Genomic DNA, 20,594 nt, shown 5'->3' on the forward strand with positions numbered 1-20,594 from the left:
CGTAATGCACTCCATCCAGAGGCTATAGTGGCATAAATCGCTATTTTTGTTAGCTGAAGTATTGAATTTTCAAGGTGCGAAGCCCATTTTGGGTATGGGAAGTCTTAGTATGATACTTAAAGTTGTCAGCATAGTGAGTTTTCATAATAACTTTTGAGATACGCAGAAAAATTAGGGAATTAGTAGTCTTGCATCTTGCCATGAATCGGGTGGTTTTTGTGAAAATGGTGCAGCGAAATAAGACAAGGGATTGAACCATTATCCAGAAAAGAAATCATAGATTAGAGTGTAGAGTAAGCAGAGCAATGCTATAATATAAAAGAAATGCAGGGTAGGTGTTCTGCCTGCTTTGATAAGAATGAACATATTGAGGAGGTATCTAATGGCACAATTTGACTGGATAGATTTTTACGGGGATTTCGCTAAAGCCTTACTTAACTATAGAGATAAGCGGGCTGATCTGATTCAAATCATAAAAAAAGTATATGAAGAGATTGAAATTAACTTGCCTACGCTGGAGAAAGATAATCAGATTGTGGACATAGATCCCTTTACCGTATTTGGTTTGTTTAATAAGAGTAAGTTAAAGGAATCAAATAGGGTAAAAATCATTACAGCGTTTGCAAAGAAACTTGCTATTAGCACTACGATTCCTACCTCTTTTGATGCCATTCCGGTGTTAAATAACCAGAATGCAACGTTTTATTATTGGATAGGAGACAGGGGATCGGAAGATGTTGATAATCTCTGGGAACTCTTTAGAAACGCGTTGGAATATGCAGAAGCACCAACCGATGATAAGCGGCAAATTTTTTCAAAGTATTTTGATCTTGCTATTAACCTGAAGGGAAATGGTAATAGTAAAATTACTATGGGTTTGTACTGGATTGCTCCGAATATATTTCTTAATCTTGACAGTAGAAATATTTGGTATATTTATGAATCCGGAAAGATTCCGGCTGATGTTGTTGACACTCTTCCTAAGATTGAACAAAAGATTTCAGCAAAATTATATTTTGATATTTCCGAGAAACTTCAAAAGTATTTGTTGAGCGAACGTAGTATGTTGAAAACTTTTATAGAACTCTCGTATGAGGCATGGAAGCGTTCTGTACAGGTAAATCAAGGGGAAAAAGAGGCTAAGATTCAAAGCCAGCGAGACGACAAAGGTATTGCGCTTGCAGATGAAGATGTTGATTCAGTTCATTATTGGGTATATTCACCAGGTGATAACGCATATAAATGGGACGAGTTTTATAAGAGTGGCATTATGGCGATTGGTTGGGGAGAAATTGGTGATTTAAAGATGTTTGCCAGCAAAGAAGAGATGAAAAAGAAAATGAAGGAGACTTTTGATCCTTCACGTTCTTATATAAATACAGCACTTGCCACATGGCAGTTCGTAAATGAAATGAAGCCTAGAGATGTGATCTTTGTAAAAAAGGGCATGTACCAGATTATTGGGAGAGGTATTGTTAAATCTGATTATATTTTTGATGACAGCGTCGAAGATTCATTTAAAAACATTCGTCAAGTTGATTGGACTGATAAAGGAGAATGGCCATATCCAGGACAAGCGGTTATAAAGACGCTGACAGATATTACTGCATATACGGATTCTATTGAGAAACTTAATGCTCTGTTTGAAACAGAGGATGACATAGTGGAAGAGGACGGCGATGACTCTAAATATCCTGAATATACTAAAATCAATTTTTTGAATGGAAAAGAAGATGGAAAGGATCGAGTCTATATGGGAGAGGAAGATTATGATACACTAGTGGGACTTGTTAGAAATAAGAAGAATGTAATCCTACAAGGAGCTCCGGGAGTGGGAAAAACATTCGTTGCAAAGAGACTTGCCTATTCTATGATGGGAAGAAAAAATCCGAATAGAGTTATGCTGGTACAGTTCCATCAAAGTTATTCCTATGAAGATTTTATTGAGGGATTTCGTCCCGTCGCTTCTGGTGGATTTGAGATTAAAAAGGGATCATTTTATAGTTTTTGCAAAAAGGCTCAGTATGATCCAGAGCATGAGTATTTTTTTATCATAGATGAGATTAATCGAGGAAACTTAAGCAAGATTTTTGGAGAGATGTTCATGCTGATTGAGAATGATAAGCGTGGAAATGAATTGCAGCTTCTTTATTCAGATGAGAAATTTTTTGTACCAAAGAATGTATATATTATTGGTATGATGAATACTGCGGACAGAAGTCTGGCAATGCTGGATTATGCTTTGCGCAGAAGATTTGCATTTTTTGATATGAAACCAGGATTTGCTTCGGATGGATTCCGTGAGTATAGAAAGAAGCTGGCAAATAAAAAGTTTGATAAGCTTATCGTTACAGTTGAAAATTTGAACAGAGTAATTTCGGAAGATGATTCTCTTGGTGAAGGATTTTGCATTGGGCATAGTTATTTTTGTGATTTGGAGCATATATCGGATAAAATTTTATCTGATATTGTTGAATATGAATTAATTCCAATGCTAAAAGAGTATTGGTTTGACGAACCTTTGAAAGTACAAGAATGGACGAACAATCTTAGGGGTGCTATTAAGTGATACCTATACAGAATATTTATTATATGCTTTCTTATGCCTTTCAGGTACTTAATGAGCAGGGCTATAAGAACATTGCTACAGAACAATTTTATAATATGGCTGATTTATGTGCGGCGATTCTGATACGAGGCATTTCATCGCAATTGAAACGAGGGCTTGGTCGGGAATATATATCTGAGACAGAAACGTTATCTGCATTAAAAGGGAAGATTAATGTGCCAGAATCAATAAAGACAATGACTATGCTGAGGAATCAGATGGTCTGTACCTATGATGAGTTTTCTGTTAATTCAAAGATGAACCAGATAATCAAAGCTACGGTAATGTTGCTTATGCATACCAATATTTCAAAACAGCGGAAAAAGGAATTACGAAAGCAGATAATCTTTTTCAGTGAGGTTGATGATATAGATGTATATATGATCGATTGGAATATTCATTATAATAGAAACAATCAGACTTATAGAATGTTGATATCTATTTGTTATCTGGTAATAAAAGGGCTGTTTCAAACAAATAAAAACGGGACTACCAGACTTATGGATTTCTTGGATGAACAGAGAATGTGCCGTTTATATGAAAAGTTTATATTGGAGTATTATCGAAAGGAACATCCCGAACTTATAGCAAATGCATCACGGATTCCATGGCAGCTAGATAACGATATGGATGATATGCTTCCGGTAATGCAGACAGATATCATGTTGAGTCGAGGAGAAAAATTTCTTATTATTGACGCGAAATATTATTCGCATATGTTGCAGACCAGGTTTGATACACATACCATTCATTCTGCAAATTTATATCAGATTTTTACATATGTAAAGAATAAAGAAGAGGAACTCTCTGACAAGCCACACGTTGTTTCGGGAATGTTGCTGTATGCAAAGACAGATGAAGGGATATTTCCCAATTACACATATCAGATGAGTGGAAATACGATTAGCGTGAAAACGCTGGATTTAGATTGTGATTTTGAGAAGATTGCTGAGCAGTTGGACGAGATAGTGGAAGAATATTTTCAGTAGAGAAAAATGTTAACCTTAACTTTGGAGAAAAATGTCATGAAAGAAAGATATCAAAAACAGCGTGAAATGGATTTCATTGTATGGTCTATAACGTAGTGATATAATCCCATCTTTGACAGTTGAGAAAAGAAAAAATCGCTGTATCCCTCGTATTTAAAGGGCACTGAAAAAGTCTGATTCTAAAAAAGAATTGGGCTTTTTTTAGTATTTCCTTTATAATAGAAATATACGGAAGGAGCGGCTGCCATGTTAAAAGATCATTCACAGTTACAATTATCATTGTCACCATATCAGGGGCTTTACGATGCAATCATTCCTGCAGATCATCTTTTGCGGAGAATAAAAGAAAATATAGATTTCAGCTTTGTAAATCCAATGCTTCGTAAGCAATATTGTGAAAATTTCGGTCGCCCGGCGAAGGAGCCGGAGATGATGTTTAAACTGCTTTTTCTGAAAAAACTGTATGATCTTTCTGATGAAGCTCTGATTAGCAGCGCCCAGACGGACATGGCATTTAAATTTTTCCTTGATCTGGAACCGGAAGCAAAAATGATAGATCCCAGTCTTCTTACAAAATTCAGAAAAACTCGTATTACAGAAGATATCCTGGAAGAAATGCTGAAAGAAACTATTCAACAAGCGTTAGACAAAAAACTGATCAAATCGGGAACCATTATCGTTGATTCTACTCATACACTTGCGTCTGTTCGGGCAAAATCCCCAACGCAGATTCTGCGGGATATGAGCAAACAACTCCGGAAAGAGATTTATAAAACAGCTTTTGAATTATCAGAGCTATTTCCCGAGAAACCATCTTTGGAAGCAGGACTGGATGAAGAAATTGCCTACACTAAAGAACTACTCCAGACTCTGGAAGAAGGAATAGAAACCTGCGGAAATAAAAAAATACGGAAACTCTCGCAGGAGATGAAAAACTACTAGAAGACGAACATCTCAAGGAAATCCGCTCCAAAGATGATAAAGATGCACGGTTTGGACACAAGACGGCAACCAGTACATTTTATGGGTATAAAAATCATCTTGCGATGACAGAAGAACGTTTCATTGCGGGGATCAGCGTAACAGACGGAGGAGCACCAGATGGACAGGAATTACCAAAATTGATAGAAAAAGCAAAGGAAAACGGAATACAAGTTGCAGAAGTGATAGGCGATATGGCATATGTCAGTGATGATAATCTGAAAACCTGCGGACAAGAAATAGCGCTGATAGCCCGAACGAACACAGCGGTAGCGGCTGCCGCAAATGGTGAACTTAAGGAAGGTTTCTGTTTCAATAAAGATGCAGGTATGTTGCAATGTCCTGCTGGAGAACTTTCTACACGTATAGAAAAAAGGTCGGCTTCAAATGGAAACACTTATTTAAGGTATATCTTTAGTAAAGTTAAATGCCGGAAATGTCCGCAAAAAGAGAATTGCTATGTGGGGAAATCAAAGGCAAAAATACGAAGTTACAGTATTACGCAGGCAAGCGAGAAAAACCTTGAAAGACTTAAATTTGAAGAAAGTGAATATTTCAAGGAGCGAATGAAGATCCGGCATAGAATAGAAGAAAAGAATGGAGAATTAAAAGAAGCTCACGGATTGCGCAGAGCAGATTCGAGAGGTCTATTTGCTATGCATCTGCAAATGTATTTTACGGCATTTACAGCAAATATAAAACGAATAGTAAGATTAGAGGAGCTGGCTATGGAGTAAACCATGGCTTTTTTTGTGATTTTTCTAAACAAAGAATTGAAAATAATCTAAAAGAAAAACTTCCACTTAAGAAAAAATGGAAGTTTTTCAGTGCCCTTGATATCACATGGATACAGGCATTTCACATGCTGCTCCAGATGTTCCGGTCTATCCTTAAGGACAACACAGAACTGACCGAAGAAAAGATCAACGAATTGGTTGATGCATTCATGGACACGTTGCCTGTTTTATTGAAGACACAGCTTCAGGCGGCATAGGGCAAAGGATAGAACTTTGATAATCGAATACCTGCCAGATATTGAATTTTCAAGGTGTATAGCTAAAATCTATGTGCGAAGTTTGAGTAAAATAATTAAAGGTAAAAAGAAAGTCTGGAAATCAATTAGTGGATATTTTTGAAATATAACGAAGCGTATATTGTGATATGTCCGTGATGTTATTTTTGTATCATGACAAACCTGTTCTTGACAAATTCAATTGGTTAAAATATAATAGGTTTATCTCAAGAAGAGTATTTTTTTAGATGACATCTGTCATTTATCAATCATGACAAACGAGGTGATGAGATGAAATTGCAGAGTCTTGCGGGTGTCCGCAGTGGATTAGTTTTGTCAAGAAAACAATCCAAGGAGCCGACAGATTACCGGTATCCTTTAATCAATTTACGTTGCATTCAGCAGGAGGGTAACATTGACCTACACAAAGCGGATATCTATGAAGCGAAAGAGTTACTGAAGGAAGAGTACCTTTCCAGGCAGGGAGATATTGTTGTCCGTCTTACTGCACCTTATACGGCAGTTTTGATAGATGACACTACATCAGGAATGGTGATATCCTCAAACTTTGTGGTGATTAGAATAGAAGATAAACGGTTGCTCCCAGAGTATCTTTTTTGGTTGCTTAATACCCAAAAGGTGAAGCATAAAATCTACGAGAATACGACTAGTAATATGCTTGGAGCAATAAAAGCAAAATTTCTTATGGACTTTGAGCTTGTGCTTCTTCCTACTGAGGTTCAACAAAAAATTGCACAGCTAAATTTGCTGGCAAAGAAGGAAAGCCAGCTGCTTAAAGAATTGGCAGCAGAAAAAGAAAAGTTGTATTCGAGTCTGTTAGATCAGGAATACAAAAGAGAAAAGAGAGGAAAATGAAGATGACAACGAGAAAAGATATTGAACAGGTTCTATGGAATGCCTGTGATAGTTTTCGTGGAAAGATCGATAGCTCCCGTTATAAGGATTATATTCTTTCTATGCTGTTCGTGAAATACCTAAGCGATGTCTCTAAGGAGAAACGAGAGGACTATATCAAACAATATGATGGCGATATGCGCCGGGTAGAGCGTGCCATGAGCCGAGAGCGTTTTTCAATGGACGAGCAGTCCACTTTCGACTATCTTTATACCAATAGAAATGATGCGGAAATTGGCCAGAAAATCAATGTGGCTTTGAACTATATTGAGGAACACAACAGCGGAAAGTTGCGCAATGTATTCCGGGCCATTGACTTTAATTCCCAGGTGGATTTTGGTGAGCCCAAAGAGAAGAATACAACCTTGAGGAATCTGCTGGAGGACTTCAATGGTCTTGATTTGCGACCAAGTCAGCTGGGCGCTGACGATATCATTGGGGATGCTTATGAATACATGATTGCTATGTTTGCCTCTGACGCAGGAAAGAAGGGCGGAGAATTTTTCACGCCCAGTCAGGTCTCTGAGCTAGTGGCCTCATTGGTAAAGCCCAGGGAGAACGACCGGATCTATGATCCTACCTGCGGGAGCGGTGGCCTGTTGTTGAAAGCGTATAAGAAAGTTCCCAACGGAAAAGTTGCTATTTATGGACAAGAACTCAACGCACAGACTTGGGCTCTCTGTACAATGAATATGTTTTTGCACGGTGTGGATGATGCTAGAATTTGGCAGGGAGATACCCTCTCCAATCCTCAGAATGTCGAGAATGATAATTTAATGAAATTTCAAGTCGTGGTGGCGAATCCCCCATTCAGTCTGGATAAATGGGATAGTGGTTTCTTATCGGAAGCCGAGGTAAACAGTAAGGGCAAGAAAAAAATGTCCGCTGAACTGGATCAGTATCACCGTTTTGATTGGGGAGTACCGCCCACTTCCAAAGGCGATTACGCCTTTGTGTTGCACATGCTTTCCAGCTTAGATGCGGAAAATGGTCGCATGGCAGTGGTGTTGCCGCATGGTGTCCTGTTCCGCGGAGCTAGCGAGGGAAAAATACGCCGTCAGCTTGTGGAAATGAATCTACTGGATGCGGTTATCGGGTTACCGGCCAATCTGTTTTACGGCACTGGAATCCCAGCCTGTATTTTGGTATTCAAGAAGAATCGCACTTGCCGAGATGTGTTGTTCATTGATGCTTCCGGAGATGGAAACTTCGAGAAGGGCAAGAACCAAAATGTTCTGCGAGACAGCGACATTACACGCATTGTGGAGGCCTATCAAGTGTGGCAGAACAAGGATAAATATAGTTATGTAGCCTCCTTCGACGAGATCAAAGAGAATGACTTCAACCTGAATATCCCCCGGTATGTGGATACTTTTGAGGAAGAAGAACTGGTGGATATTGATGAGGTACAGCGGAGTATTGCCAGTATTGAGGCTGAACTAGTTAATGTTCAAACGCAGATGAAAAAATATCTGGATGAATTAGGAATTTAGGGAGGTAAAGGAAGTTGGCTACAACAGTTAACAATGCATTTGTTGAATTTATGAAAGATATCGTCAATCTTGATCCGGATGTTGTATGCAAAGCAAGAACGAGTCGAGACAACCTGCTTGATAATATCGCTGAATTTGATAATAGAGACGGTTTCTTTGATTTGTGTGATAGCTTTAATGTACACTTTGGTTCATTTGCGAGAAGAACCAAATGCCGTGAACTTGATGATGTGGATTTGATGATTGGTATTGCTGCTAATGGTGCAAAGTATTACTCCGATGATCCATGGGACGAAGTCAGAATAACTGCAAGTACAACTAATGAAGCACAAAAAGATTGTACACGTGAAGACGGAACACTTAACAGTACCCAGGTATCTAATAAATTTAAGAAAAAATTAGAATCGGTAAGGGAATATTCTCGTTCTGAGATTCGCAGAAACGGTGAAGCCATTATTTTAAATCTTAAATCGAAGGAATGGTCTTTTGATATTGTACCATGTTTTCATACGGTGGAAGAAAGTGATGGTAGGTCATACTATTTAATTCCGAACGGAAATGGCAATTGGAAAAAGACAGCTCCCGATAAAGACAAAGAGCATGTTACAAGCACAAACCAAAGTAAAGATGGGCGCGTGTTGGAGTTAATCCGCCTTTGCAAAAAATGGAATAAAGTAAAGAACGCAAAAACACTACCGTCATATATGCTCGAGACTATGATTATAAATTTTGCAGATTCCCAAACGGAACTGAGTGAGTATATCGATTTTCGTTTTCGCGATGCGTTAAATTATATAGCGAGTCATATTTTGAGTCCAGTATATGACATGAAAGAGATACAAGGTGATATCAATAACCTCAGTGTAGATGATAAACTGTGCCTTCAGCAAAAGGCACAGACAGACTACAAAAAGGCCTGTGAAGCCTGGGAACAAGAAAAGGCTAGTAACCATAAAGAAGCAATTAAAAAGTGGGGTGAAATTTTTGGAAGCGACTTCCCAACATATGGATAACAGTATTTATGCCCAGCAGAATGAAAAATTTTTACTCGAATGTCAGTTGGCACAAAGAGATGAATATTCTCAGGCCAAAAGAGCCAATCAGTTGAAGTCAATCATAACTCTTGCGTTTGCGATCTTTTCTGTTGTTGTGTCTATTTTGGACTGTGATACACTATCTGCTTTATCCAGTTTATTTGCAGTGAGCTTGGTTGTGTTTAACAAATACTCAGATGGTTATATTTCATCTCATAAAAAGCACGCTGCTTCTATACAACAATATATTGATGTAACGCTTTTTTCCTCAATCATAGGGGGTGCTACATCTGAATGGGGTGAATTGCCCAATAAGACCGATCTTGCAAAGACGACAAGTAAATTCTCAGGTGTAGATACTTCTGATATGAAAAATTGGTATAGTGATTACTCATCTTTGTCAGGTGAAGCTCAGGTTTTTCACTGTCAACGAGAAAATGTAAGATGGGACTACGGCTTGCATAAATCTTATATTTGTCTTCAACTTGGTATTTTATTAGTTGCAGTTGTTGCTATGGTTGCAAGTATGTTTATCGTCAATCCAAACTTTATAAAGTTAATATGTATTTTATCATGGTTAACACCACTTGTAGAATATATATATTCTGTCTGTAAAGAGGTCTTTGAAAGTAATTCACTTTTGAAGAAAATCGATGCTTTTTGCGATAAAATTGAAAATAAATTATCAGGGGATAACAATGTGTCTATTAAACAAGAATTGATTGATTTGCAATATAAGATTCGAGAAAGACGAGAAGTAGGTTTTCTTATTCCAGATTGGTTTTATAAAATGCGAAAGAGAAAACATCAGAAGCAAGAAGATAGTATTGCAGAAACCATTGTTAATTTGAGTCAAGAGAATGGTGAGCAAAAATGAAATTAAGAACAAGAGATATAATTGAGCAGATTCGGCACGGAAATATTCCGGATGGATACAAAAAAACAAAAGCAGGGATTCTTCCTGTTGACTGGAATGTGCACATGCTTAGAGACTGCCTCCAACGTATTGAAAGGCCTGTTGAGGTTGAGCCAAACGAATTGTACACACAAATCGGTATTCGTTCCCATGGAAAGGGCCTTTTCTATAAAGAACCTGTTACGGGAGAAGCATTGGGAAATAAGTCTGTCTTTTGGATTGAGCCGGACTGCTTTATAGTTAATATTGTTTTCGCATGGGAACAGGCAATTGGGAAGACCACACAATCTGAAATAGGAATGATTGGTTCTCATCGTTTTCCAATGTACCGTCCTGTAAATGATAGAGTTGATATCAATTACCTGATTTATTATTTTTTAACAAAGCGCGGAACCAATATTCTAGAAGCGGCATCTCCAGGAGGTGCAGGACGAAACAAAACTTTGGGACAAAATCGCTTTTTGAAGAGCAAAATTATACTGCCGTCCATTGAAGAACAACAAAAAATTGCCGCGATCCTGATGACTCAAGATAAGGTGATTGAGTTGAAAGAAAAGCACCTTACCGAAAAACAGCAGCAGAAAAAGTATCTCATGCAGCAGCTTTTGACTGGAAAAAAGCGCCTGCATGGGTTTTGTGGAGAGTGGAAAAAAACAAAATTAAAAAATATACTGTATGAAAGAAAAACATATTCCACCAAGGGGTTGGAGTATCCACATGTTACACTATCAACACAAGGGATTTTTCCTAAAAATGAACGGTATGATAGAGATCATCTTGTAAGAGATGAAGACAAGGAATATAAGATTACACATAAAGGGGATATTTGTTATAATCCTGCAAATTTGAAATTCGGCGTAATTTGTGAAAATACTTTTGGAGATGCAATATTCTCTCCAATTTATGTAACATTTGAAGTGAGAAAAAATGTTTGCAGAGAATACCTGGCTAATTATGTCATGCGTTGGGACTTTATTAATGCTGTTCGAAAATATGAAGAGGGCACAGTATATGAACGTATGGCCGTAAAACCGGAAGACTTCTTAAAGTTTGAGATTTCCCTTCCTCAGATTGAGGAACAAATCGCTATTGCCGAAGTCCTTTCTGCTGCTGACCAAGAAATGGACTTGCTCCGACAGGATATTGAACAGGAAATACAAAAGAAAAAAGCCCTGATGCAGTTATTGCTGACAGGCATTGTGAGGGTGAAAGTATGAAAGAAATATATCATGACATTTTTATTGGCAATGAGAGAGATTACTATGAAATACAGCGAGAGAACAACTGGGCAGTTCTTCATTGTTGTAAGCATCCATTTCACTGCCAATTTGTGGGGTATCGTGGTAATTTACCTTCTACCCATCCCGATTATGCATTAAAGCGCATTGAAAATGAAATGGCGCTTAATCTTGTTGACATGGATCGTTTTAGTGAAAATTATTTGAACTTTAATCGAGACATGTTTACAACTGCCTTTTCTTTCTTGGATGAGTATAGACTTCAGGGGTATAAAATCCTTATCCATTGCAATCAAGGAGAATCGAGAGCCCCAACTATTGGCTTACTATATATTGCACGCTTGGGAACATTTGAATATGCTGACTTCGATACATCTGTTCAAAAACTAAGGAAAATGTACCCTGCATATATGCCCAAAAGAAACATATTTTTGACTGTTAAGTCTCTTTGGAGAGACTTTGTGCAGAATTCGGCAGAGGAGGTGAATACATAATGGCAACCAATTCCCCTAGTGGTGATGGACATAGAAATGGAGCGGTAAGAGACCGTTCTCAGACTTTTAACCCTGTTACAAAACAATGGGTAAAGCGGGACAGTGATACCGGTCGTTTTATGGATGTCAAAAAGAATGGAACGCCTTTTAAGGGAGTCCGCAAAGAAAAGTAAATCCAGAGACAGTAGAGCGAGGCGGGATTTCTCGTCCCGCTATTCCTGTTTTTATTGATATTTCCGAAAGGAGGCAACCATGGACAAATCCATGTACTTAGAAAAGAATATCAGCCAGCAGCCGGCTATTGATCTGCTACGGTCCATGGGTTATACCTATATTACACCGGAGGACTGCGAGGTGCAGAGAGGCAGCCGGTACCATGTGCTGCTCAGAGATATTCTCCGGGGGCAGTTGCGTCGGCTTAACCGTTATGCTTTCGCTGGTGCGGAAAATGAGTTTTCAGCCGCTAATATTGAACGTGCTATGGAAGATCTAGATGAGCCTTTAACTGATGGTTTAGTGCATACTAGTGAAAAAATTTATAACGCTCTTTTGCTTGGTAAAAGTTACCCAGAGACTGTGGGTGAGGGAAAAACACTCAGTTTTAATTTGAAATATATTGATTGGGAACACCCGGAAAACAACTTGTTCCATGTTACTGAGGAATTTGCGGTAGATAGTCGAGACAAGCTCCACAATGCTCGACCGGATATCGTGCTGTTCATCAATGGTATTCCTTTTGCTGTCATTGAATGCAAAGTGCCCCAGATTAGCGTTGAGCAGGCTGTGGAACAGAACATCCGCAACCAACAGAAAGAATACATTCCACAGCTGTATAAGTTTGCTCAAATCGTGATGGCAACCAACAAGAATGGTGTAAAGTATGGCACTACTGGGACACCCAAGAAATTCTGGAATGTGTGGAAAGAGCAAAACACCGCTTTTTTGGAAGAGGCACTGGCACATTATGTGACCGACCGCTCTCCCACCGAGCAGGACCGGAATCTGATTTCTTTGTTCAGCAAAGAACGAGTAATGGAGCTGATTCGGTACTTTGTGCTCTTTGATGCCAATGTAAAGAAAATCTGCCGGTATCAGCAGTATTTTGCCATAAAAGAAATTATCAAGACCATTCAGCAGACGAATGAAAAGGGCAATCGTCAAAGTGGTGTTATTTGGCACACTCAGGGTAGCGGCAAGAGCCTGACCATGGTCATGCTGGCGAAGTATATCTTAATGGAATTGTCCAACTGCAATCCGAAAGTGGTTGTTGTCACAGACCGCAAGGAACTGGACCGTCAGATTGCTGCAACCTTTGCCCATACTCGCTTAAATCCGGCTCGGGCCACCAGCGGGCGAAATCTGGTAGAGCTACTGGGCAGCGGCAAGGCAGATGTGGTTACTACCATCATCAACAAGTTCAACACCGCCGAGAAAATGGAGCACAAAAACTTTTCGCGGGATGTATTTCTGCTGGTGGACGAGAGTCACCGCTCCAACTATGGACTGCTTGCTACCAAAATGAGGGCGGTATTTCCAAATGCCTGCTACATCGGTTTTACCGGTACACCTTTGATGAAAAAAGAGAAAAATACTATGGCGAAGTTCGGTAAACTGATCCACAAATATACCATCAAGGATGGCGTGGAGGATGGGGCTATCGTGCCACTCATTTACGAAGGCCGTTTTGTGCAGCAGAATGTGGACGAGGACAATATTGACCTTTGGTTCAAGCAGACTACCAAACGTCTCACGGAAACTCAGCGGGATGACCTTTCCCGGAAATGGAGCAGCATCCGTCGATTGACCTCCACTGATGCCCGTATTAAGCGGATTGCACTGGATATCAACGAACACTTTATTGAAGGGTACAAAGATACCGGCTTTAAGGCTATGTTGGCCACCAATTATAAACGGGATGCGATACGATATTTGGAGTGTTTTGAACAGTTTGGAGATCTGAATTGCGCTGTGGTGATCTCGCCGCCTGATCTTCGGGAGGGTGTAGACGATGTGGACGAAGGTGCTGACGATAAGGTTATTGCCTACTGGAATAAGATGATGAATCGCTACGGCGATGCGGATGCTTATGAAGAGTCCATGAAGAATCAGTTCTGCGTAGGCGACATCGATATTCTCATTGTGTGTAGCAAGCTGCTCACTGGCTTTGATGCCCCCATCTGTCAGGTGCTCTACATCGATAAGGAATTAAAAGAGCATGGTTTGCTTCAGGCTATTGCTCGTACCAACCGTTTGTATGAAGGTAAGGACTACGGTCTAATTGTAGACTACCGTGGATTGATTGAAAAACTGGATACCGCAATGGATTTGTATAGTGGTGCTGGGCTCGAAAATTTCGACGGCGGTGATTTGAAGGGTGTTGTGGTGGATGTTATGTCATCTGTGGCTGGCTTGAGAGAAGCCTATACCCAGCTAACGGAGCTGTTTGATGATCTGAAAAATCCCCATGATATCGAAGAAGTAGAAGTGCATCTTGTTGATGATAAGAAACGGGAGAACTTTTATAATCGTCTTTGTGCTTACGGCAAGGCATTGAATGTGGTATTGAATGCAGAACAGGCGTATGCAGCCTTTCCGAAAGATGAATTGAAGCAATACCAAAATACATTTATATTTTTCTCCAAGGTGCGCCGCAGTGTGAAAATCCGTTACTGCGATGCAATTGACAACCGAGAATATGAGCCGCTAATGCAAAATCTTCTGGATACGCACCTTTCGGTGGCTGGCCTAAAGCAGATCACTAGTCCCATCGATATTTTAAACAAAGATGATTTTGTACATGAATTAGAGGAGTTGGGATCTCTTCGGGCAAAGGCGGATGCTATTACCAGTAAGTTAACCCGCAGTATCAGTGAAAAATATCAGGAAAACCCAGCCTATTATGACAGCTTCTCCAAACGGATCAAAGAAGCGTTGGATCAGTACAAGGAAAAAGTGATCTCCGAGGCAGAATATCTGGCGAAGATGCGTACCATTATGGAAGATTATCACGTCGGAAAGAGCACCGTGACTTACCCGGAATCTATTAAAAATAATATCCATGCACAGGCATTTTACGGTGTTCTGTCAGCAGTATTTGATGAGGCGAAAGAAGCAGAGGTCTCTCCTGATTTTGCGGCGGAGATTGCGGAAGAGATTACCAAAATTGTGGTTAACCATAGTCAGGTGGACTGGAGTAACAATAAAACAATCCATGACCGAATCTCGCAGGATATTGATGACCTTTTTTATAATTACGAAAAAGAACGAGGATTAAAACTGTCTTTTGACACCATTGATAAGATCATTGAAAATGTCAAAACAGTGGCGCTTAGGAGGTTTTGACATCAATGGTCCAAGAAAGAACTGTTTTATATGAAAATAACGAAATTCACTACATGCTGGAGCGGAAGATGGTGAAAAATCTTAATCTGCGAGTTCATAAAGATTGCACGGTTTATGTTTCAGCAAATTCAGATATCCCAGCCGAAAAGGTTGATGATTTTGTGGAGAGCAAAGGAAATTATATTTGGTCGGCACAAAGAAAGTTTCGCGAGATGGCGCAGTATGCTCCTCAGCCCAAGCAATATGTCAGTGGAGAGACGTTTTATCTGTTGGGAAGAGGAGTTCGACTGAAAGTGGAGAGAAATGTACAAGAAACAATTTCATCAAATGGGATTTATCTGTACCTCTGCGTGAAAAACCCGGATGATTATGAAAAAAAGAAAAGGATGGTGACACGTTACTTGGATGAGCAGTGTCGAGCTATTTTCGGCGAGATTATTTTAGAAATCTATCCGATATTTCAAAAATATGGAGTGTCCATGCCAACTTTGAGAATTCGGGATATGGAAACGCGGTGGGGATCTTGCTTGGCAAAAAAAGGGGTTATTACATTGAATAAACGTTTATTGGAAGCACCACGAAACTGTATCGAATATGTGGTGATGCATGAGTTCTGTCATTTTATTCATCCAAATCACTCAAAGCATTTTTATGGTTTCTTGGCTATGTTAATGCCTGATTGGAAAGAACGTAAAACTATTTTGGATCGCAGTGCAACATTTTGGCTGTGAGCTATAGGAGGGAAAATAATGTCGATGTGGTTATGTCGTGCCGGACGATACGGCGAGTTTGAGAACAAATTTCTTGAGGACAGTAGAGTATACTGTACTTGGGACAATTTAGCTGAATCAATCATGCAGTTCCACACTAAGCAAGATTTGCAACAGTATTTCGTGGACAACAACGTAGATGTAAAGGTCAAAACAGCAATGAACTGGGCAAGTCAGGTATGGCCATTCGCTCATGAGATGAAGAAGGGAGAAATTGTGATTTTACCAAGCAAGATCAAGCCGGTAATTCATTTTGGTAAGATCACAGGTGATTATGAATTCTTGCCCAACAATAACAATCCCTACTATCACGCACATCAAGTAGATTGGTTTGCCTGTGACATTCCTCGCACGGCTTTTGATCAGGATATCCTATATTCCTTTGGCGCCTTTATGACGATTTGTCGCATCAAACAGGAAGATCGCATTAAAGCGGTCATTAGTGCACATAACCAGGGAAAGAAAGTACCCAAAATCACTCTTCAGGAGTTACAGAATGATGAAGAAGTCCGCGATATTGAAAATGAAGCTTTAGGGGTTATTACAAATCTGATAATCCAAAAGACCAAAGGGCATGGCTTAGCAAGAATTGTAGATGCAATTCTCCGTGCAAAAGGGTTCACTACATACGTTAGTCCGGCTGGGCCGGATAAAGGTGTGGATATTCTGGCTTCTGCTGGTACAGTAAGCAGAAAGGCTTTAAGGCACTTGTTTTCTTATACTACCACAATGCAGATGCTATTGGCGGCATGTGTACGGACTATCTCCACCGGATGCAGTGGGGCTATGAGTTTGAGATCAACCGGATATAGGATATGATTGACAACAGCACTGATGCCTGTGAAGTGACTGTTTCTACCAAGCGTAAGGACAAGCTTCAGAAGAAGTGGAAAGAATGCCGGAAACGCCGAATGCAGTGAAGCTGATTCTGAGGAATAAGATCGATGAAAGAGTTGCTCGCAGAAATAAAGCATCAGATGAGGCTTTAAATGACGCTATAGGTGAAGCTTTAAATGATGCTGAAAGAATTATTGTTGAAATTATTAGGAAATCTCCGTAGACAAGCCAGAAAGAGATTGTGGAAATGACAGGATTTTCCAGATCGAAGGTTCAACGAATTGTGAAAAAACTGATAGAGAACAAAATTATCTGTCGCGAAGGTGCACGGAAAAGAGAAATCTGGAGGGTGATCGGAGAATAACGGGCTGACCAAAAAGGAGCAAACGCAATAGGGAACATTTATGTCAACTAAAACCTGCAATTACTTTTTCAATTAACGGCTTGACCAAAAAATTTAGAAAATTAGCACTCGCCTCTTGACACTGCTAACAACAAGTGTTATAGTTCTAATAGAACATGAAAACAACACTTATTGTATAGAGTAGAAGGAGGAGCTTTATGAATTTTCAGAAATTTACGCAGAAGTCCATACAGGCGGTAAATGATCTGGAAAAGGTTGCTCTGGAGTATGGAAACCAGGAGATTGAACAGGAGCATTTGTTGTACAGTCTTTTGACCCAGGAAGAGAGCCTGATTGCCAGACTGATCTCCAAAATGGATATAGATTCGACATTATTTAAAGAGAGAGTGGAAGAAGCCCTGAATAAAAGGGTGAAAGTGTCCGGAGGACAGCCGTATATCGGTCAGTACCTGAACAAAGCGCTGGTCAGCGCCGAGGATGAGGCCAAGAGGATGGGAGACGAATACGTCTCCGTGGAACATCTGTTTCTGTCTCTGCTGGATAACCCCAGCCCCACGATCAAGACCTTGTTCCGGGAGAACGGGATCACCCGGGAGAAATTCCTGCAGGCCCTGTCTACGGTTCGCGGGAACCAGAGGGTGACTACGGACAATCCGGAAGCTACTTATGATACCTTGAATAAATACGGCTACGACCTGGTGGAAAAAGCCAGAGAGCAGAAGCTGGATCCGGTCATCGGACGTGATTCGGAGATCCGGAATGTGGTTCGGATCCTGTCCCGTAAGACGAAGAATAATCCGGTGCTGATCGGAGAACCCGGCGTCGGCAAGACCGCCGTGGTGGAAGGCCTGGCGGAGCGGATCGTCCGCGGCGATGTGCCGGAGGGACTGAAGGATAAGAAGATTTTCGCGCTGGACATGGGCGCGCTGGTGGCAGGCGCCAAGTACCGGGGCGAGTTCGAGGAACGTCTGAAAGCGGTTCTGGAAGAAGTAAGAAAGAGCGAGGGGCAGATTATCCTGTTCATCGATGAGCTGCACCTGATCGTGGGGGCCGGCAAGACAGACGGCGCGATGGATGCGGGCAATATGCTGAAGCCCATGCTGGCCAGAGGCGAACTCCACTGTATCGGAGCCACGACGCTGGATGAGTACCGCCAGTATATTGAGAAAGACGCGGCGCTGGAACGCCGTTTCCAGCAGGTGCTGGTGGATGAGCCTACCGTGGAAGACACGATCTCGATCCTGCGTGGATTGAAGGAGCGGTATGAGGTATATCATGGAGTCAAGATTACGGACTCCGCGCTGGTTGCGGCGGCGTCGCTGTCCCATCGTTATATTTCGGACCGGTTCCTGCCGGATAAAGCCATCGATCTGGTAGACGAAGCGTGCGCTTTGATCAAGACAGAGATGGATTCCATGCCTACGGAGCTGGACGAACTGCGGCGTAAAGTGCTGCAGCTGGAGATCGAGGAGGCCGCCCTGAAGAAAGAGACCGACCGTCTGAGTCGGGACCGTCTGGCGGCATTGCAGAAAGAGCTGGCGGATCTGCGGGATGAGTTTAATAATAAGAAAGCACAGTGGGATGACGAGAAGCATTCTGTGGAGAAACTGTCCAAACTCAGGGAAGACATTGAGAATGTGAACAAAGAGATCCAGAATGCCCAGAGAAATTATGACCTGGAGAAGGCTGCCCAGCTCCAGTACGGCAAACTGCCGCAGCTGCAGAAACAGTTGGAGGAGGAAGAAGAAAAGGTTAAGAAACAGGATCTGTCGCTGGTACATGAGAGCGTGACGGACGAAGAGATTGCCCGGATCGTTTCCCGCTGGACGGGTATCCCGGTGGCGAAACTGACCGAAAGCGAGAGGAACAAGACCCTGCATCTGGACGGAGAACTGCATAAACGGGTGATCGGGCAGGACGAAGCGGTACAGAAGGTGGCGGACGCCATCATCCGTTCCAAGGCCGGCATCAAAGACCCGACGAAACCCATCGGCTCGTTCCTGTTCCTGGGTCCCACCGGCGTGGGCAAGACGGAGCTTGCCAAGACACTGGCGGCCAGTCTGTTCGATGATGAGCAGAATATGGTCCGTATCGATATGAGTGAGTACATGGAGAAATACTCGGTATCCAGACTGATCGGAGCGCCGCCCGGATATGTGGGCTATGAAGAAGGCGGTCAGCTGACGGAAGCAGTCCGGAGGCATCCGTATTCGGTAGTGTTGTTCGACGAGGTGGAGAAAGCCCATCCGGATGTATTCAACGTACTGCTTCAGGTGCTGGACGACGGACGGATCACGGATTCTCAGGGGCGTACGGTCGACTTTAAGAATACCATCCTGATCATGACTTCCAATATCGGATCTTCCTATCTGCTGGATGGCATCGATGAAAAAGGCGATATCCGTCCGGAGAGCGAGGAGATGGTCATGAAGGATCTGCGCAGCCACTTCCGTCCGGAGTTTTTGAACCGGCTGGACGAGATTATTCTCTTTAAGCCATTGACAAAAGACAACATTGGGCATATTGTAGATTTGTTGATCGCGGATCTGAACCGCCGTCTGGCAGACAAAGAACTGCATCTGCAGCTGACGGACAGCGCGAAAGCATTTGTGGTGGAGAACGGCTACGATCCGGTGTACGGAGCCCGTCCGCTGAAACGGTATCTGCAGAAATATGTGGAGACCATGGCGGCGCGCTATATCCTGTCCGGAAACGTACAGGCAGGAAGTACGATGACGGTGGACTGCGACGGACAGAACCTGACGATCGCTTCCTGATAAACAGCTGCGTTTATTTAATGAGAAAGAGATATGTTATTTTATAATTCGAGATATTTAATGGCACAGCTTGGCAGTCTGCTGTTTGTGGCGCCGGCGATACTGATTGCGATCATCTGCCATGAGTGTGCTCATGGCTGGATGTCGGACCGTCTGGGGGATCCTACCCCCAGGGCGTCCGGACGGCTGACTCTGAACCCGCTTCGTCATCTGGACCTGTGGGGAACGCTGTGCCTTTTGCTTTTCCATGTGGGCTGGGCGAAACCGGTGCCCATCAATCCCTATTATTATAAAGACCGGAAGAAAGGGATCATCCTGGTCTCTCTGGCGGGGCCGGTCATGAATTTTCTGGTGGCGTTTGTATCCGTACTGCTGGAAGGACTGCTGGTAAAATACGGTTCCCGCGGTTCGGTTCTGATAACAATATTGATACTGCTGACCGAGTATTCCGCCCGGATCAACATCGGTCTCGGCGTGTTCAATCTGATTCCGGTACCTCCCCTGGACGGGTCGAAAGTCCTGGGCGAGCTGGCGCCTTCCGTGAATCAACTCTATAGAAGATGGGGGCCATACTGGCAGTGGGGCCTTCTGATTCTTTTGGTTGTGGGCGTACTGAGCGTGCCGCTGTCGGCGATCGACGGCGCGGTCTATAATCTGATGTGGGACGGCGCGGTGCGGCTGCTGAGGCTGTATGCGGTCGGAGGCGGGGGCGCCGGCGTGATCTGAACCGCGGTTGTAAATGGCGGAATCGCATGTTATAATGCTGTCCGGGACGGCATATCTTCCCGCCCGGCCGGGACCGTCCGGAACTGCTGCGAAAAATC

At 42.1% G+C, this 20,594-nt stretch carries 15 protein-coding genes and 3 pseudogenes; all 18 read left to right on the forward strand.

What is annotated here, in order from left to right:
• Positions 1–382: 382 nt before the first annotated feature.
• The 18 genes and pseudogenes from B5F29_RS05825 (at position 383) to B5F29_RS05900 (ending at position 20,496) form a co-directional block, all read left to right on the forward strand.
• On the forward strand, positions 383–2,569 hold the full coding sequence (locus tag B5F29_RS05825; protein WP_087153725.1) for an AAA family ATPase: 2,187 nt from the start codon (positions 383–385) through the stop codon (positions 2,567–2,569).
• On the forward strand, positions 2,566–3,597 hold the full coding sequence (gene mcrC / locus B5F29_RS05830) for a 5-methylcytosine-specific restriction endonuclease system specificity protein McrC (RefSeq protein ID WP_087153726.1): 1,032 nt from the start codon (positions 2,566–2,568) through the stop codon (positions 3,595–3,597). The genes B5F29_RS05825 and mcrC overlap by 4 nt, the downstream gene beginning before the upstream one ends.
• 246 nt (positions 3,598–3,843) lie before the next feature.
• Positions 3,844–5,315, forward strand: a pseudogene (locus B5F29_RS17265) (IS1182 family transposase).
• A 98-nt stretch (positions 5,316–5,413) separates the two neighbouring features.
• A pseudogene (locus B5F29_RS17270) lies at positions 5,414–5,572 on the forward strand (IS4 family transposase); the annotation flags it as partial.
• 309 nt (positions 5,573–5,881) lie between these two features.
• The gene (locus B5F29_RS05845; RefSeq protein WP_087153727.1) at positions 5,882–6,466 is read left to right on the forward strand and encodes a restriction endonuclease subunit S; all 585 of its coding nucleotides are present in this window, start codon (positions 5,882–5,884) and stop codon (positions 6,464–6,466) included.
• Positions 6,463–7,998 (forward strand): type I restriction-modification system subunit M, encoded by a 1,536-nt coding sequence (locus B5F29_RS05850; RefSeq protein ID WP_087153728.1) that lies wholly within the window; start codon positions 6,463–6,465, stop codon positions 7,996–7,998. Before B5F29_RS05845 ends, B5F29_RS05850 begins: the two co-directional genes overlap by 4 nt.
• 14 nt (positions 7,999–8,012) lie before the next feature.
• Positions 8,013–9,011: an SMODS domain-containing nucleotidyltransferase gene (locus B5F29_RS05855; RefSeq protein ID WP_087153729.1), complete on the forward strand. Its 999-nt coding sequence runs from the start codon at positions 8,013–8,015 to the stop codon at positions 9,009–9,011.
• Positions 9,004–9,909 carry an S-4TM family putative pore-forming effector gene (locus tag B5F29_RS05860; RefSeq protein ID WP_087153730.1) on the forward strand — a complete coding sequence of 302 codons (906 nt, stop codon included), beginning with the start codon at positions 9,004–9,006 and terminating at the stop codon, positions 9,907–9,909. The genes B5F29_RS05855 and B5F29_RS05860 overlap by 8 nt, the downstream gene beginning before the upstream one ends.
• Complete coding sequence (locus B5F29_RS16270) at positions 9,906–11,165, forward strand: restriction endonuclease subunit S (protein ID WP_143449125.1); 1,260 nt, start codon at positions 9,906–9,908, stop codon at positions 11,163–11,165. The genes B5F29_RS05860 and B5F29_RS16270 overlap by 4 nt, the downstream gene beginning before the upstream one ends.
• On the forward strand, positions 11,162–11,680 hold the full coding sequence (locus B5F29_RS05870) for a dual specificity protein phosphatase family protein (RefSeq protein WP_087153731.1): 519 nt from the start codon (positions 11,162–11,164) through the stop codon (positions 11,678–11,680). Before B5F29_RS16270 ends, B5F29_RS05870 begins: the two co-directional genes overlap by 4 nt.
• A complete protein-coding gene (locus tag B5F29_RS16545; RefSeq protein WP_087153732.1) occupies positions 11,680–11,853 on the forward strand; it encodes a hypothetical protein in 174 nt (57 codons plus the stop codon). The genes B5F29_RS05870 and B5F29_RS16545 overlap by 1 nt, the downstream gene beginning before the upstream one ends.
• Before the next feature lie 79 nt (positions 11,854–11,932).
• Complete coding sequence (locus tag B5F29_RS05880) at positions 11,933–15,022, forward strand: type I restriction endonuclease subunit R (protein WP_087153733.1); 3,090 nt, start codon at positions 11,933–11,935, stop codon at positions 15,020–15,022.
• Positions 15,023–15,027: 5 nt separating this feature from the next.
• Complete coding sequence (locus B5F29_RS05885) at positions 15,028–15,753, forward strand: M48 family metallopeptidase (RefSeq protein ID WP_087153734.1); 726 nt, start codon at positions 15,028–15,030, stop codon at positions 15,751–15,753.
• An 18-nt stretch (positions 15,754–15,771) separates the two neighbouring features.
• Positions 15,772–16,611: a restriction endonuclease gene (locus B5F29_RS05890; protein ID WP_087153735.1), complete on the forward strand. Its 840-nt coding sequence runs from the start codon at positions 15,772–15,774 to the stop codon at positions 16,609–16,611.
• A gap of 76 nt (positions 16,612–16,687) precedes the next feature.
• A complete protein-coding gene (locus tag B5F29_RS16405; protein ID WP_162608369.1) occupies positions 16,688–16,852 on the forward strand; it encodes a hypothetical protein in 165 nt (54 codons plus the stop codon).
• 12 nt (positions 16,853–16,864) lie between these two features.
• Positions 16,865–16,993 (forward strand): annotated as a pseudogene (locus tag B5F29_RS17275) (ATP-binding protein); the annotation flags it as partial.
• Between the two features lie 197 nt (positions 16,994–17,190).
• Positions 17,191–19,770 carry an ATP-dependent chaperone ClpB gene (gene clpB / locus B5F29_RS05895; RefSeq protein ID WP_087153736.1) on the forward strand — a complete coding sequence of 860 codons (2,580 nt, stop codon included), beginning with the start codon at positions 17,191–17,193 and terminating at the stop codon, positions 19,768–19,770.
• Between the two features lie 33 nt (positions 19,771–19,803).
• Positions 19,804–20,496, forward strand: a complete 693-nt coding sequence (locus B5F29_RS05900) for a site-2 protease family protein (protein ID WP_206414180.1) — start codon at positions 19,804–19,806, stop codon at positions 20,494–20,496.
• The last annotated feature ends 98 nt before the right edge of the window (positions 20,497–20,594 follow it).

It is taken from the genome of Lachnoclostridium sp. An196, from assembly GCF_002160135.1.
In the GTDB taxonomy this organism is placed as follows: Bacteria; Bacillota; Clostridia; order Lachnospirales; family Lachnospiraceae; genus Hominiventricola; species Hominiventricola avistercoris.